At 60.9% G+C, this 15,467-nt stretch carries 12 protein-coding genes; 3 read left to right on the top strand and 9 right to left on the bottom strand.

What is annotated here, in order from left to right; genetic code table 11:
- Positions 1-144: 144 nt before the first annotated feature.
- Positions 145-537 carry a TIGR02300 family protein gene (locus tag FHP24_RS10425; RefSeq protein WP_139675971.1) on the bottom strand — a complete coding sequence of 131 codons (393 nt, stop codon included), beginning with the start codon at positions 535-537 and terminating at the stop codon, positions 145-147.
- 228 nt (positions 538-765) lie between these two features.
- On the opposite strand from FHP24_RS10425, the gene aroA reads away from it, so the two are divergent.
- The 3 genes from aroA (at position 766) to rpsA (ending at position 4,643) form a co-directional block, all read left to right on the top strand.
- On the top strand, positions 766-2,133 hold the full coding sequence (aroA, locus tag FHP24_RS10420) for a 3-phosphoshikimate 1-carboxyvinyltransferase (protein ID WP_139675970.1): 1,368 nt from the start codon (positions 766-768) through the stop codon (positions 2,131-2,133).
- Complete coding sequence (cmk, locus tag FHP24_RS10415; protein ID WP_139675969.1) at positions 2,133-2,768, top strand: (d)CMP kinase; 636 nt, start codon at positions 2,133-2,135, stop codon at positions 2,766-2,768. Before aroA ends, cmk begins: the two co-directional genes overlap by 1 nt.
- 168 nt (positions 2,769-2,936) lie before the next feature.
- Positions 2,937-4,643 (top strand): 30S ribosomal protein S1, encoded by a 1,707-nt coding sequence (rpsA, locus tag FHP24_RS10410; RefSeq protein WP_139675968.1) that lies wholly within the window; start codon positions 2,937-2,939, stop codon positions 4,641-4,643.
- 102 nt (positions 4,644-4,745) lie between these two features.
- On the opposite strand, the gene FHP24_RS10405 is transcribed toward rpsA, so the two are convergent.
- The 8 genes from FHP24_RS10405 to infB all read right to left on the bottom strand — a co-directional run bounded on the left by FHP24_RS10405 (position 4,746) and on the right by infB (position 15,427).
- The gene (locus FHP24_RS10405) at positions 4,746-6,470 is read right to left on the bottom strand and encodes a hypothetical protein (protein ID WP_139675967.1); all 1,725 of its coding nucleotides are present in this window, start codon (positions 6,468-6,470) and stop codon (positions 4,746-4,748) included.
- Between the two features lie 234 nt (positions 6,471-6,704).
- Entirely contained in the window at positions 6,705-7,328 is a 624-nt protein-coding gene (locus FHP24_RS10400; protein WP_139675966.1) for a ribonuclease D, read from the bottom strand.
- Between the two features lie 465 nt (positions 7,329-7,793).
- The gene (locus tag FHP24_RS10395; RefSeq protein WP_139675965.1) at positions 7,794-8,786 is read right to left on the bottom strand and encodes an Ldh family oxidoreductase; all 993 of its coding nucleotides are present in this window, start codon (positions 8,784-8,786) and stop codon (positions 7,794-7,796) included.
- 50 nt (positions 8,787-8,836) lie between these two features.
- Positions 8,837-9,799, bottom strand: coding sequence for a cell envelope integrity protein TolA (locus tag FHP24_RS10390; RefSeq protein ID WP_139675964.1), 963 nt, complete (start codon positions 9,797-9,799; stop codon positions 8,837-8,839).
- Positions 9,796-10,293 carry a TonB system transport protein ExbD gene (gene exbD, locus FHP24_RS10385; RefSeq protein ID WP_139675963.1) on the bottom strand — a complete coding sequence of 166 codons (498 nt, stop codon included), beginning with the start codon at positions 10,291-10,293 and terminating at the stop codon, positions 9,796-9,798. The genes FHP24_RS10390 and exbD overlap by 4 nt, the downstream gene beginning before the upstream one ends.
- 4 nt (positions 10,294-10,297) lie before the next feature.
- Positions 10,298-11,536, bottom strand: a complete 1,239-nt coding sequence (gene exbB / locus FHP24_RS10380; RefSeq protein ID WP_246091649.1) for a tonB-system energizer ExbB — start codon at positions 11,534-11,536, stop codon at positions 10,298-10,300.
- Between the two features lie 265 nt (positions 11,537-11,801).
- Complete coding sequence (gene kduD / locus FHP24_RS10375) at positions 11,802-12,560, bottom strand: 2-dehydro-3-deoxy-D-gluconate 5-dehydrogenase KduD (RefSeq protein WP_139675962.1); 759 nt, start codon at positions 12,558-12,560, stop codon at positions 11,802-11,804.
- Between the two features lie 71 nt (positions 12,561-12,631).
- Positions 12,632-15,427 (bottom strand): translation initiation factor IF-2, encoded by a 2,796-nt coding sequence (infB, locus tag FHP24_RS10370; protein ID WP_139675961.1) that lies wholly within the window; start codon positions 15,425-15,427, stop codon positions 12,632-12,634.
- Positions 15,428-15,467: the final 40 nt, after the last annotated feature.

Here is a 15,467-nt window from a genome sequence, read left to right as displayed (position 1 = left end):
GGTCCGGTATTTTTCCGGTCCTGGGAAACTCCGAAGCATCGTTTGCTCCGGGGTGGCGGCTTATTACTTCGTGATTTTTCAAAGTGCAAGCCGAAAATTCGAACGCCCGGCAATTTTTCTGAAATTGCCGGGCGTTAGCTTGAATTACTGTTCGTCGTCGTCGCCGCCGACACCAATGATGCCTGTCATGTCGTCGTCGTCTTCATCTTCCTGCTCGAGGAAGGTGTCGTCGTCGTCATCGCCGATATCGACGTCTTCGTCATCACCGATATCCGGGATGTCGTCGCCACTGGCTTCGCTGTCGGCGTCTTCGAGCGATACGACTTCGGCCTCCTGGCTCTCGCTGTCGACTTCCTTGACGTCGTCCTCGTCTTCCGCAGCCTGCTCCATCTTTATCGCAGCGCTGTTCTCAGCGAAGAAAGACATCGGCCAGGACTTGCCGCTATAGGGGGAAACGACCGGATCACGGTTCAGGTCGTAGAACTTCTTTCCGGTATCGGGGTCGGTACGTTTTGTTCCGAGTTCCGCTTTTGCCACTGTTAAGCCTCATAAGCCGGCCGATCAGATCGGCGCGCCACTCTCGCAGCGATGGATGAAAGGGTGAAAAATCTAAGCCGGACCCCATAAGGCCAACAGGACTTCATGTCAAAGCCAAACTTTCCGGGCTTTCTTGGACAGGTGGGGCCAACAACCGGATGACCGCCAAAACGCTTTGTGATAACGACGGCGCAAAATTCAGGAACGCTTGAGGAATAGGGATACTCAATGTCGCATGGTACCGCGTTGAAGCCGGCGAAATCGGCACGGTCGGAAGCTCTCAAAGGGACGATCCGGATACCCGGCGACAAGTCGATTTCGCATCGTTCCTTTATGTTCGGCGGTCTTGCGTCCGGCGAAACCCGCATCACCGGCCTGCTTGAAGGCGAGGATGTCATCAATACCGGCAAGGCGATGCGCGCCATGGGCGCGAAGATCGAAAAGGTCGGCGCAGAATGGATCATTCAGGGCACCGGCAACGGCGCGCTGCTCGCACCCGAAGCGCCGCTCGATTTCGGCAATGCCGGCACCGGCTGCCGCCTGACCATGGGCCTTGTCGGCGTTTATGATTTCGACAGCACCTTCATCGGTGACGCGTCGCTCACCAAGCGCCCGATGGGCCGCGTTCTGAACCCGCTGCGCGAGATGGGCGTACAGGTCACCTCGCATGACGGAGACCGTCTGCCGGTAACGCTGCGTGGCCCCAAAACGCCGAACCCGATCACCTATCGCGTGCCTATGGCCTCTGCGCAGGTCAAGTCGGCGGTGCTTCTGGCCGGTCTCAATACGCCCGGTATCACGACCGTCATCGAGCCGGTCATGACCCGCGATCATACCGAAAAGATGCTGCAGGGCTTTGGCGCCGATCTCTCCGTCGAAACCGATGCTGATGGCGTCCGCACCATTCGCCTTGTCGGCCGCGGTCAGCTCAAGGGCCAGGTCATCGATGTGCCGGGTGATCCGTCCTCGACCGCCTTCCCGCTGGTGGCGGCGCTGCTGACGCCGGGTTCCGACGTGACCATCCTCAACGTGCTGATGAACCCGACGCGTACCGGCCTGATCCTGACGCTGCAGGAAATGGGCGCGGATATAGAAGTGCTGAATGCCCGGCTTGCCGGCGGCGAGGATGTCGCAGACCTGCGTGTAAGATATTCGGAGCTGAAGGGCGTTACCGTGCCGGCCGATCGCGCGCCGTCGATGATCGACGAATATCCGGTTCTCGCTGTCGCCGCCGCCTACGCTTCCGGCACGACGACCATGCTTGGCCTGGAAGAACTGCGGGTGAAGGAATCTGATCGTCTTTCCGCGGTCGCCGATGGCTTGAAACTGAACGGTGTGGATTGCGACGAAGGCAAGGAAACGCTCACCGTTCGCGGTCGGCCGGGCGGCAAGGGTTACGGCAATGCCGCTGGGGCAGCCGTCGTCACCCATCTCGATCACCGCATCGCCATGAGCTTCCTGGTGCTCGGACTGGCATCCGAACATCCGGTCACGGTCGACGATGCCTCGATCATTGCCACGAGCTTTCCGGAATTCATGGACCTGATGACCGGTCTCGGCGCGAAGATCGACCTGGTTGGCAGTGAGTTGGCCTGATGGGCTTCGTCATCGCTATCGACGGGCCTGCGGCGGCGGGCAAAGGCACGCTGTCGCGGCAGATTGCCGATGCATACGGTTTTCATCACCTCGACACCGGCCTGACCTATCGGGCCACGGCCAAGGCGCTGCTCGATGCCGGCCTGGCGCTGGATGATGAGGCCGTAGCCGAAACGATGGCGCGCGAGGTTGAGCTGGCAGGGCTCGATCGCGATATCCTGTCCGCCCATGCGATCGGCGAGGCGGCATCGAAGATCGCCGTCATGCCCAAGGTCCGGCGCGCGCTGGTCGAGGCGCAGCGGGCATTTTCGAAGCGCCAGCCCGGCACCGTTCTTGATGGCCGCGATATCGGCACGGTGGTTTGCCCCGACGCGCCGGTGAAACTTTACGTTACGGCCTCAGCGGATGTGCGGGCAAAACGCCGCTATGACGAGATCGTCGGCAGGGGTGGTGTCGCCGAATATGCGGACATCTTTGCCGACGTGAAGAAGCGCGACGAGCGCGATATGGGCCGCGCCGACAGCCCTTTGAAGCCTGCCGACGACGCGCACTTGCTTGATACGTCGGAAATGAGTATAGAGGCGGCGTTTCAGGCCGCGAAATCGTTCATCGATGCCGCTCTGAAGAAGAATTGACGAATTGCCGGTTATCCGGCGTTTCGTTTTTGATACCCGCAGTTCAGTCCCAGCGTCGGATTGCCTCCCACGGAACAACCGTTGAGAGAGGCGGGCCTGGACTTCGGGCGTGTTTAACACGAACCACCGACGCATTCGTGTCCTTGCCGGACACGATCAGGAGATTTCATGGCAGTAACTAACCCCACGCGCGAAGACTTTGCAGCTCTTCTCGAGGAATCCTTCGCATCCAACGATCTGGCCGAAGGCTACGTTACCAAAGGTCTGGTAACGGCGATCGAAAAGGACATGGCGGTTGTTGACGTCGGCCTCAAGGTCGAAGGTCGCATCGCACTGAAGGAATTCGGCGCCAAGGGCAAAGACGGTTCGCTGAAGGTCGGCGACGAAGTCGAAGTCTATGTCGAGCGCATCGAAAATGCTCTCGGCGAAGCTGTGCTGTCGCGCGAGAAGGCTCGCCGCGAAGAAAGCTGGGTCAAGCTCGAAGCCAAGTTCGAAGCTGGCGAGCGCGTTGAAGGCGTTATCTTCAACCAGGTCAAGGGCGGCTTCACCGTCGATCTCGATGGCGCCGTTGCCTTCCTGCCACGTTCGCAGGTCGACATCCGTCCGATCCGCGACGTCACCCCGCTCATGCACAACCCGCAGCCCTTCGAAATCCTCAAGATGGACAAGCGTCGCGGCAACATCGTTGTTTCGCGTCGTACCGTGCTTGAAGAGTCCCGCGCCGAGCAGCGTTCTGAAATCGTTCAGAACCTCGAAGAAGGCCAGGTTGTTGACGGCGTCGTCAAGAACATCACCGATTACGGTGCGTTCGTTGACCTCGGCGGCATCGACGGCCTGCTGCACGTCACCGATATGGCTTGGCGCCGCGTCAACCATCCGTCGGAAATCCTGTCCATTGGCCAGCAGGTCAAGGTTCAGATCATCCGCATCAACCAGGAAACCCACCGTATCTCGCTCGGCATGAAGCAGCTCGAGTCGGATCCGTGGGATGGCATTGCGGCCAAGTACCCGATCGGCAAGAAGATCTCCGGTACCGTCACCAACATCACGGACTACGGTGCATTCGTAGAGCTGGAGCCGGGCATCGAAGGCCTGATCCACATCTCCGAAATGTCCTGGACCAAGAAGAACGTACATCCCGGCAAGATCCTGTCCACGACGCAGGATGTCGACGTTGTCGTTCTCGAAGTCGACCCGTCCAAGCGCCGTATTTCGCTCGGCCTCAAGCAGACGCTGGAAAACCCGTGGCAGGCATTCGCCTTCACGCATCCGGCCGGCACTGAAGTCGAAGGCGAAGTCAAGAACAAGACCGAATTCGGCCTGTTCATCGGCCTCGAAGGCGATGTCGACGGCATGGTTCACCTGTCCGATCTGGACTGGAACCGTCCGGGCGAACAGGTCATCGAAGAGTTCAACAAGGGCGACGTCGTCAAGGCTGTCGTTCTCGATGTTGACGTCGAGAAGGAGCGTATCTCGCTCGGCATCAAGCAGCTCGGCAAGGATGCTGTCGGCGATGCCGCAACGTCCGGCGAACTGCGCAAGAACGCTGTCGTCTCGGCTGAAGTCATCGCCGTCAACGACGGTGGTATCGAAGTGAAGCTCGTTGCCCACGAAGACCTCACCTCCTTCATCCGCCGCAACGACCTGGCACGTGATCGTGACGATCAGCGTCCGGAGCGTTTCTCGGTAGGTCAGACGCTCGACGCCCGCGTCGTCAACTTCTCCAAGAAGGACCGCAAGGTCATGCTTTCGATCAAGGCGCTGGAAATCGCCGAAGAGAAGGAAGCAGTCGCACAGTTCGGTTCGTCCGACTCTGGCGCTTCGCTCGGCGACATCCTGGGCGCAGCCCTGAAGAACCGCGGCAACAACGAGTAATCGTCGTTTCCTCAAATTGAGAAAGCCGCCGGATCGAAAGATCCGGCGGCTTTTTTTATGCTCGAATTTTGGTGAGGCGCGTAACCGTGCCTGACTGCAGGCTCAGTTCCAGCCGGCCATGCGCCAGTAGAGATCGCTCGGGCGCGCTTCGGCAGCTTCCGCTTCGACGTTGGCCTCGGAAGCGGTGTATCCGGCAGCCTTCTCGGCCACCGTCATGCTTTCCGTAGCCTTTTCCTCGCCATGAGCATCTTCCTGTTCAGGATCGCTATCCTGTTGCTCGTCATCGAAGAATTGCTGCTGTGTCGATCCATCCTGTTCCTCGTCCTCGATAGCCTCGATCGGATGGGTCTTTCGCTGCTCGCGTCGGGGTTCGTCGTCTGCAGGAGGGTAGGCGGCCACATAAGGCCAAGGCAAAGCCTCGCGTGCCGCCACAGCCGGTAGAGCAGCCGCCATGATGGCCATCTGCTGCTCCGCCGTCTCGCCTCTTGAAACCGCCACAGCGGCCAGCCGGGCACTATCCGGCCTGTCGACCGGGCCGGCTTGTACAGGTGTCTGCGTGCCCTGCGACGTGGGGGACGGTACTTGAGCGTTCTGGCCAACTGCGGCGCGCTGTTGCTCGACGGGTCCATCCTTGGTTGCCGTTTGGGCGGTGGGCAAGGGCGGCAGCGTCTGCGCGGTTTCCGGTCCATCGAGTTCGGACAGGACTGTCGCGAGCCAGGTTGCCAGTTTCAAAAGCGTCTGGTCGGAAAGCGACGACCACAGCCGCTCGGGAACCGGCATCTCCAACTTGAAAATCTCTACGGCGGAGCGAGCCAAGGCCTGCATCTCATTCGGCTTTGCCGTGGCAGTCTGTCGTGCGGCTTCATCGGTTTCAATCTGAGCCTGATTACCGGTGATCGTGCCGACTGTGGCGGTCTTATCGACATTGTTCTCAACCCGCTCAGAGCTCGGCTGTGGCCCAGCCGGTTGCGTAGTTTGAGGCGTCGTGGCCTTGGTCGCTCCTGCCACCTCGCTCGACGGCGCGGCAGTTGGTTGGTCTGGTGTGTCCTGTGAGGGAACCGCGATTTGGCTGATCGCGGGTTTCGATACTTGCACCGACTGCTCCGGCTTCGCCGCCAATGTCGGGGACAGTGGCGAACTCGCAGAGCGCTGACTTTGTCCCTCCAAAGCCTTCGACGAAGCATCGTTCGTCGCTGGCTGGCCGGGAACGGCAATCTGATCGTCGGCTGCGGCAACAGATGTCTGAACGGCCGAATTCGCTTGCGCAGCCGCCGGGTTGCCGCCTTGCGCTACACGCGCTGTGTTGGCATTCGGAGGAACCTCCGTGCTGGCGTTCTGCCGGTAGAAGCTGACCACGGTCTTTGCGGCAAGATCGCGCTGCGCAAGGTTCGAGGCCTCGATATGGGCGGCAAGCCGGGCAGCGGTCGGGCCAGAAGGTTCCTTCAGGATTTCTGCCATGAGCCGCAGGGAGATACCCTTGACGATCTGGTTCAACAGTCGCTCCACATTCGCGACTTCCTGCGGCTTCAATGCCTGTACGGCTGCGACAAGGCGCGTCGTGTAGTCGATCAGCGTCTCGTTTTCACGGCGTGGCGTTTTCAGCAGTTTGCCGATCGTCTCGGCAAAAATCGAGGAGCCTTGCGCCAGCTTGAGCTGGGCCGACAACGAGGCGGCATCGAAGCGCGCGCCTGAAAGGGTAGCGTCACTCTTCAGCTGCGATTGTGCGGAGTTCGGCGACACATCCACGCGGGCGCGGCTGATCGTTGCCTGCGCCTGGCTCTGGTACTCTGCATTCGAACTCAACGCGGCACGAACGGGTGGCAGCATCGCATGCTCCATCTGTTATCTGCGACGGTGGAACAGTTCGGCCATGCTTTTGAAAATTGTGCGGCCATGCAGCCGCGGCGCCTCATGGCGAGATGATGCCGATTGACAGACGTTAAACGAGAATGGTTAACGGCCGGCTAATTCACCATTGATACGGAACATAGACTTCGGCACGGAAACTATGTCGGCATTATCGGGCCGCCCATCTGGGATCGGAAATCGGGTCTGCGTCGCTCAGCTATGAGCAAAGATATCTGTTTCTTCCCAGCCGAGAAGGTCGAGCTTGGCACGGGTCGGCAGGAACTCGAAGCAGGCAGCGGCGAGTTCCGTTCGGCCGTCACGGATAAGCCGCATGGTGAGCTTGTCACGCAAGGCATGCAGATGAAGCACATCGGATGCCGCATATTCGAGCTGTGCCTGGGATAGTTTTTCAGCTGCCCAGTCGGTCTGTTGCTGGGCTTTGGAAATGTCCACCTCGAGCAATTCTCTCAGATTGTCCTTGAGCCCGTGCCGGTCGGTATAGGTTCGGGTCAGGCGGGAGGCGACCTTGGTGCAGAAGACCGGCGTAGTGGTTACGCCAAACGTATGGAACAGGACGGCAATGTCGAATCGGCCATAGTGGAATATCTTCTGGCGCGACGAATCAGCCAGTAATGCGACGAGATTTGGCGCTTGGTTTTGTCCGGCAGCAATGCGAATGACATCGGCTGTGCCATCGCCCGAGGAAAGTTGCACAACGCATAGGCGGTCGCGGCGCGGGACAAGACCAAGCGTTTCGGTATCGATCGCAATCGCGCCGGTGTAACGGGCTGCTGCTGCTGCCGGAAGGTCTCCTTCGTGATAGCGTATCTCGGCCATATCCGTGCCTTTCCAAGCATTTGAATCGATATTGGCTATAATCCAGCTTTCCCCGCCGCGATATAGCTGTGATGACGAGCCGGTATCAGCATATTGGGCAAATGCTCAGCATTGCACCTAATGCATTGCTGCAATGCGCCCAACCGGCTTGGCGAACATACCTGTGTCAGCCTATATGTTGGTCATCGAACGACGCACTCCTCCTCCCAGTGTCGTTCGATACGGATCGACAACATCCTCCTCCTCCCAGTTGTCGATCAAGTTTAAAGCCTGGCGCATCCTCCTCCCGCGCCAGGCTTTTCGCTTTTCTGGAGGTCTTTTCCCCTAAATACAATCAAACAGCATCACCCAGGTGATTGCGCGATCGTGCATCTTGTCTGCGCCGAATCGGCGAGATGCGCAGCGTCCTTTGGCGCTCTCATGCGAGGCGCACCAAGGACGCTGCAGCGGTTTCACATCACGCGATCAGCGAAGAGCGTCGATTGCCTTGAGCACGTCGTCCTCGATCTCGATCCCATTCGCAAGCGCATCGGCCCGCAGGCCTCTTCCCCTGCGGCCGGGAAGCCGTACGCCGTCCTGCTTTGCCATTTCTTCGGCAAGGCTTGCCATGCGCATCGACGTGCCGCCGCCATTGGCGGCGTCCGGGTCGATTGCGATGATCGTATGGCCAAGCTCCGGTGGCGGGCCGTTTTCCTCGAACAGCGAGCTCGCCTCATAGGAGAAATTCGCGCCGGCAAGGCCCGCCGAGAGCACTTCCACCATCAGCGCCAGTGCGGCGCCCTTTGCGCCGCCGGAGGGCGCCATGGTGCCCTTCAGCGCCGCAGCGGCATCGGTCGTGGGGTTTCCATCGATATCGAAAGCCCAGTCGTCGGGAATGGCTTTTCCCTTCTGGTTCGCTTCCATGACCTTGCCGCGCGCGACTTTAGACAGCGCCAGGTCGATAACTAAGGCATCCGCATCGGCGACAGGGACTGCAAAGGCGATCGGATTGGTGCCGAAGAGCGGGCTTTTGCCACCCCAGGGGGCCATGGCAGCCGGCACGTTGGCGAACATCATCGCAATCAGGCCCTGTTCGGCAAAACGCTCCACTGTCAGTGCCATAACACCGGCATGATGTGAGCGGCCGATTGCGGCAAAGGCGATACCCTGTTCGCGTGCCACGGCGGGAAGTTCGGTAACGGCGAGGTCGAGCGCCGGGTAGGCAAAGCCATGTGCGGCATCGATGGAAAGAACTGCAGGGCGGGGCCGCGTGAGCTGTGGCGTGGCAGCGCCGTCCACCTTGCCGGTACGAACCTGTTTTATATAGGCAGGCACGCGGCGAAAACCGTGACCGGACTGGCCGGCGGCTTCCGATTGCACCAGTGCGCGGGCAACGGAAACGGCCGCCGAGGGCAGGACGCCATTGTCTTCGAAGATGCCGAGGACCAGCGTCTCGGCTTCGGTAAGGCTTAAATGCATGCAGGCTTCCGGGATTGTTTACATCGAGGGAGCCCGCTTATAGCGTTTTGTCAGGAGCAGGTCAGTGCTTGCGTCAGAAAATTCGGTACGCCTGCAGGCGGTGCCGGTATGGGGGAAGCGCGGCGGACGATCGAGACGATATAGTCGTCGATATTCGAGTCGCCGGAAGACCTTTGCAGCGACACGCTGGTCACGTTGCCCCCATTGTCGAAGTTGAAGCGAACTGCTGCCGTGCCGGTATTGCCGCCAGGGCAACGACGGGCATTACGGGCCAAACGCGACTGCACGCGCGACTTCCAAGTGGCCGGGGAGAGCGACGAAAAGCGCGATCCGGAAGACGTCTGGCTGGCGGCATTACGATCGGATTGGGTGGCTTCTGCTTTTGCCTCCGCCATTTCCTTCTGCGCCTGTTGCTGCTTGCGGCGTTCCACGCGTTTGACCGGCTCCTTCTTGGGCTCGGGCTTTTTCTCCGCGACCTCCGGCTTTTCCGGTGGTGGCGGCGGGCGCATGGTCGGCAGCGGCACTTCCACGTTGTCGAGCGCAGCCATGACCTGTTCTTCGATCGGCTCCGGCTCTTCAATAGGCTCGGGGGGCGGTTCGGGCAGAGTTTCGGCGATCTCCGGCTCCGGAGGTGTGGGTTCTTCGACAGGTTCCGGCGGTGGTGGTTCCGGCAGAGGCTCCGCGATTTCCGGCGGCGGTGGTTCGATAGGATCCGGCGTCGACTCAGGCTGAGCTTCTTCGATGGGTTGCGTCTGCTCGCTTTCCACCTTTTCCGAATCAGACGTATCGGGAGCAATTTGCTCCTCTTCCGGCATGACGGCTTCCGGTTCCGGAGCGAGTTCGATCATGATTGCCGAGGGAGGCGCATTGTCAGCCGGCATTGTCGGCTCTTCCTGCATAAGAAGAGCCGCCGCCGCGATATGCGCACTCAACACCAGAATTCCGGCGCCGGTCCACAACGAGATCTCGCCGATCTTCTGGACCCGGTTGCGATACGGGGCAGCAGGGTTCATGGCGATACTCCCGGTGTGGCCGGAGCGGGTACTGCAGGCTGACCTGCGGGTTCGGCTGCCGGAGAAGCAGCTCCCGGCAGCGTCTCCAGCCCGACCAGCGCGATCTTCAAATACCCGGAATTGCGCAGCAGGTTCATCACTTCCATGAACTGACCGTAATCGACGGCCTTGTCGGCGCGCAGGAAGATCCGCGTCTCCTTGTTACCGCCGGTGACCGTATCGAGCTTGGCTGCCAGCTGCTCGCGGGCCACCGGGTCATTGCCGAGATTGAGCGTCAGATCCGACTGAACCGTCAGATAGAGAGGTTCTTCAGGCCGTTGCGCAGGCTTGGCGCTCGATGCCGGCAGATCGACATTGACGTCGACTGTCGAAAGCGGTGCGGCAACCATGAAGATGATCAGGAGCACCAGCATGACGTCGATGAACGGCGTCACGTTGATCTCGTGGTTCTCCTGCAGTTCCTCGCCGTGATGTTCGCGAATACCGCCGGCCATGGATCTATTCTCCGGCCATGAGAGATACCGGGGCCGACTTGCGGCCACCCGGAGGAACCTTGCGGAAATCGAGGTCGCGGCTCACCAGCCGCTCGACACCGCTGGCGGCATCGGCAAGCAACTGACGGTAACCTGTCACCGAGCGGGCGAAGAGGTTGTAGATCACCACCGCCGGAATTGCGGCAACCAGGCCGATGGCGGTCGCCAGCAGTGCTTCGGCAATGCCGGGCGCTACGACAGCAAGATTGGTCGTCTGCGTCTCGGAGATGCCGATGAACGAGTTCATGATGCCCCAGACAGTGCCGAACAGGCCGACGAAAGGAGCGACCGAGCCGATGGTTGCGAGAATTCCGGTGCCGCGGGCAATCCGGCGACCGGCAAAAGCTTCGATGCGCGACAGGGAGGATCCGACCCGTTCCTTCACGCCGTCGCCTTCGACATGGTCGAGAGCATCCGCAGACATCTTTATTTCCTCTGCTGCGGCTTGCAGCATGTATGCGGCGGGGCCGCCGCGTCCGGCAGAGGCATCGACCGCTTCAGCGAGTGTGCGGGAGGTGCGGATGATCTTGATGATCCGGCCTGCGCGGGCTCGGGCACCGGCAAGCTCAAGTGTCTTGACCACCCAAACGGTCCATGTTGCGAGCGAGGCGATGGCAAGTCCGATCATGACGCTCTTCACGACCCAGTCCGCCGCCATGAACATGCCCCAGGGGGACAGGTTATGCGGAATTGTCAGGACCGGCGGCTCTTCGGCCGGCTCGAGATCGGTCACGGTTTCCTGCAGCGCCTGCTGCTGGGCAGGAGCGGTGTTGGTCTCGGTTGGCGTTGACGCGGGAGCGGGCTGCGGAGCGGCAGGAGCTGCCGTATCGGTCGGGGTTGCAGGCTGGGCAGGTTGTACCGGCGCCTGATCTGCAGGAGCGGTCTGGCTTGCCGGAGGTGTGGCAGGCGTTGCGGGTGTTGTGCTTTCCGCAGGGGCAGAAGGTGCTGCCGGGGCAGGCGCCGTCGCAGATGGCAAGGCCGGAGCGGTTCGGCCAGTGGTCGGTGCAGCGGAAGAGGGTGGAGCCGGTTGCTGTGTCGTATTCTCTGCCTGTGGAACGGTCGGTGTCGGCGAAGCAGGGGTCTCGGCCGTCTGGGCCATCGCTATTGCGCTCAACAGAGCAAGCGCCGCAGCCGTCGTCCCGAGCTGTTTGGCAACCTTCCCAAAGCGGCGGTTTCCGGCGACGGCAGGGACAAAAGCAGACATTTCAGGCGGTACTCCGACTATTGCCGAAAGGCATTTTTGCCGGCTCGGCATGACATCACTCGGTCAAGGCCAGCCCCCGAGGCCAGCAACAGACTTTGCTGCTATGCGATAATAAACATGACTGCAAATGGCAACTAATAAATCTTGAGTGAAGCAGCCAATTTTAACTTCATGATATCGAAACATGACGATGAGCAACGCCGAAGTTCGCCTGCGCCAAGTGATGATGGCGCAGGTTTGACTTTTGACGGGGGATCATGAGGGACTAGCGGGCGAGCCATCCGCCATCGACAGGCAGGACGGTGCCATGAACATAGTCTGACGCCGATGATGCGAGGAATACGGCTGCGCCACCAAGCTCCTCCGGTTTACCCCAATGGCCGGCGGGAATGCGCGCCAGAATGGCAGCATTGCGGTCGGGATCATCGCGCAGTGCCTCGGTATTGTTGGTCGAGAAATAACCGGGTGCGATAGCGTTGACGTTGATGCCTTTGCCCGCCCATTCGCAGGCCAGAAGCCGGGTCAGGCCGGCAAGTCCGCTCTTCGATGCCGTATAGGACGGGATACGGATGCCGCCCTGGAAGGATAGGAGCGAGGCGATGTTGACGATCTTTCCGCCTTTGTCGGCCGCGACGAGGCGTCGGCCGAAGGCTTGCGAAAGAAAGAAAACGTTCTTCAGGTTGACGTCCATCACCGCGTCCCAGTCTGCCTCGGTGAAATCCAGCGCATCGGCGCGGCGGATGATCCCGGCATTGTTGACCAGAATATCGGCGCCGCCGGACCATGAAGTGGTCTCGTCGAAGATGCGTTCGATTGGTTCAAGCGTGGAAAGGTCGGCCGATATGGCAAGGCTCTCGCCTCCGGTGGCCTTGATCGCGGCCTCCGTTTCCGCCATCGACGAGCGGCCGACCAGCGCGACCTTGGCGCCGGCCTGGGCGAGCGCCACTGAAATGGCCTGGCCTAACCCGGTATTGGCGCCGGTGACAATTGCTGTCTTGCCGGTCAGATCGAACGAAATAGCCATACAAACCTCCACATAAACGAAAACCGCCGGGGATTTCTCCCCGGCGGTTCGTAACATGACAATTGTCAAGCTTAAAGCGTGCGCGTGATATGTTCCACGCGGAAGCACTCGATCGTGTCGCCGGCACGGATGTCTTCGTAGTTCTCGAAGGCCATACCGCATTCCTGGCCCATAGGCACTTCCGAGACTTCGTCCTTGAAGCGCTTGAGTGTCTTGAGCTTGCCTTCGTGGATGACGACGTTGTCGCGCAGCAGGCGGACGCCCGCACCACGTTCGACCTTGCCTTCGACGACACGGCAACCCGCGACCTTGCCGGTCTTGGTGATGTTGAACACTTCCAGGATTTCGGCATTGCCGAGGAAGGTTTCGCGACGTTCCGGCGACAGCAGGCCCGACATCGCTGCCTTCACGTCATCCACCAGATCGTAGATGATGTTGTAGTAGCGGATTTCGGTGCCGGCACGTTCAGCGGCAAGACGCGCCTGTGCATTGGCACGGACGTTGAAGCCGATGATCGCAGCGTCGGAGGATTCGGCCAGCGAAAGATCCGACTCGGTGATGGCGCCGGCGCCCGAATGGACGATACGTGCCCGCACTTCGTCGGTGCCGAGCTTGTCGAGAGCGCCGATGATCGCTTCGATGGAACCCTGCACGTCGCCCTTGATGAGCAGCGGGAATTCCTTGTAGCCGGTGTTCTGCAGTTTGCTCATCATCTGTTCGAGCGAACCGCGCTGGCCGGTCTGGCGAGCAACCGCCTTGTCACGGGCAAGCCGCTGGCGATATTCGGAAATCTCGCGGGCACGGCTTTCGTTTTCGACGACGGCGAACTTGTCGCCGGCAGCAGGCGTACCCGACAGGCCGAGCACTTCGACCGGCATGGCCGGACCGGCTTCCTTGACATGGTCGCCCTTGTCGGTGACCAGGGCGCGAACGCGGCCCCACTGATCGCCGGCAACGATAATCTGGCCCGGCTTCAGCGTACCCTTCTGGACGAGCACGGTCGCAACCGCACCGCGGCCACGGTCGAGCTGAGCTTCGATCACGATACCTTCTGCGGTACGCGTCGGGTCAGCCTTGAGGTCGAGGATTTCGGCCTGCAGCAGTACGGCTTCGAGCAGCTTGTCGAGGTTGGTCTTGTTCTTCGCCGAAACTTCGACGTCGAGCACTTCACCACCCAAGGATTCAACGAAGACTTCGTGCTGCAGAAGCTGCTGACGGACCTTGTCCGGATTGGCTTCGTGCTTGTCGATCTTGTTGATCGCCACGATGATCGGAACACCGGCAGCCTTTGCGTGGCTGATGGATTCGATCGTCTGCGGCATCACGCTGTCGTCGGCTGCAACCACCAGGATCGCGATATCCGTCGCCTGCGCACCACGAGCACGCATTGCCGTAAAGGCGGCGTGACCGGGCGTATCAATGAAGGTGATCTTCTGGCCGTTCTGTTCGACCTGATAGGCACCGATATGCTGGGTGATGCCACCGGCTTCGCCCGAAACCACGTTCGCCTGACGGATGGCGTCGAGCAGCGAGGTCTTGCCGTGATCGACGTGACCCATGATCGTGACGACCGGAGGACGCGAAACCATTTCGCCGGCATCGTCGGCCTTGTTGAAGATACCTTCTTCAACGTCGGATTCCGAAACACGCTTGACGGTATGGCCGAATTCGCTGGCGATGAGTTCTGCGAGGTCGGCATCGATGATGTCGCCCGGCTTCATCATCTGACCTTCTTTCATCAGGTACTTGATCACATCGACGGCCCGCTCGGACATACGCTGCGACAGTTCCTGAATGGTGATGGTTTCCGGCAGGGTCACTTCGCGGATGACCTTTTCACGGGTCTCCTGCATCTGGCTGCGGCGGAACTTTTCCTGGCGGCGGCGCATGGCAGCCATCGAACGACCACGGTTGTTACCGTCGTCGTCGGTGCTGGCAGCGGTGATCGTCAGCTTGCCCTGACGGCGGCCTTCGTCGCCCTTCGGACGTGCCGGCGGCTTGGCCGGGGCCGGAGCGGTCACGCGGCCGCGGCCGGGTGCGCCAGCCGGACCACGGGCTGGGCCACGATCTTCTTCTTCTTCATTGCCACGGCGGCCGCGTACGGCTCCAGGCTGGCCGGCGGGAGCGGGTGCACCCGGACGGGGAGGCTGCGGCTGCTGTTCCTGCGGACGTCCTGCAGGAGTGCGGGCAACAACTGGAGCAGGTGCTGCGACAACCGGTTCTGGCTCTGGCGCAGGCTCGGCTGCACGACGGGCAGCCTCGGCAGCTTCCTCGACCTTGCGGCGTTCTTCTTCGACTGCACGGCGGGCTTCATCTTCGGCACGCTGCTTGGCTTCGATGACTTCGCGGGCCTGTGCTTCCATCAAAGCGCGACGACGGGCTTCCATCTCTCCTGCGGAAAGATCGTGAAGTACGTTGGGACGCTGCTGCTGGCGGTTCGGCTGGTTGGACTGCTGCGGGCGTTGGCCCTGCGGCTGTCCCGGACGCTGACCATGCTGGCCTGGGCGTTGACCCTGATGCGGGGGGCGCTGGCCCTGGTGGGCTGGACGCTGACCCTGCGGTGCAGGCTGCTGGACGCGAGGCTGCGGTGCAGCGGCAACGGGTTGCTGCGGCTGCGGAGCAGCCGGCTGCACTGCTGCTGCCTCGACCGGGCGGGGAGCCGGTGCTGCTGCGACAGGGGTAACGATGGGTGTAATCGGCTTTTCGTCCTGGGGTCTCGTCGGGCGACGCTTTACCGTCTCGACGACGACCGCCTTGGTGCGGCCGCGACCCATATCCTGGCGTACAGTACCCTGGCTCATCCCCGTAGGTTTGAGGGAAAGGGTCTTCTTCACGCCCAGTGTCTTGTCGTCGTTGTTATCGGTCATTCCGTTCCTGTTCCTTCGTACAGGAACAGATGGAAACCAT

The organism is Aliirhizobium smilacinae, from assembly GCF_006335145.1.
Lineage (GTDB): Bacteria > Pseudomonadota > Alphaproteobacteria > Rhizobiales > Rhizobiaceae > Neorhizobium > Neorhizobium smilacinae.
This window is presented reverse-complemented; position numbering and strand designations above follow the sequence as displayed.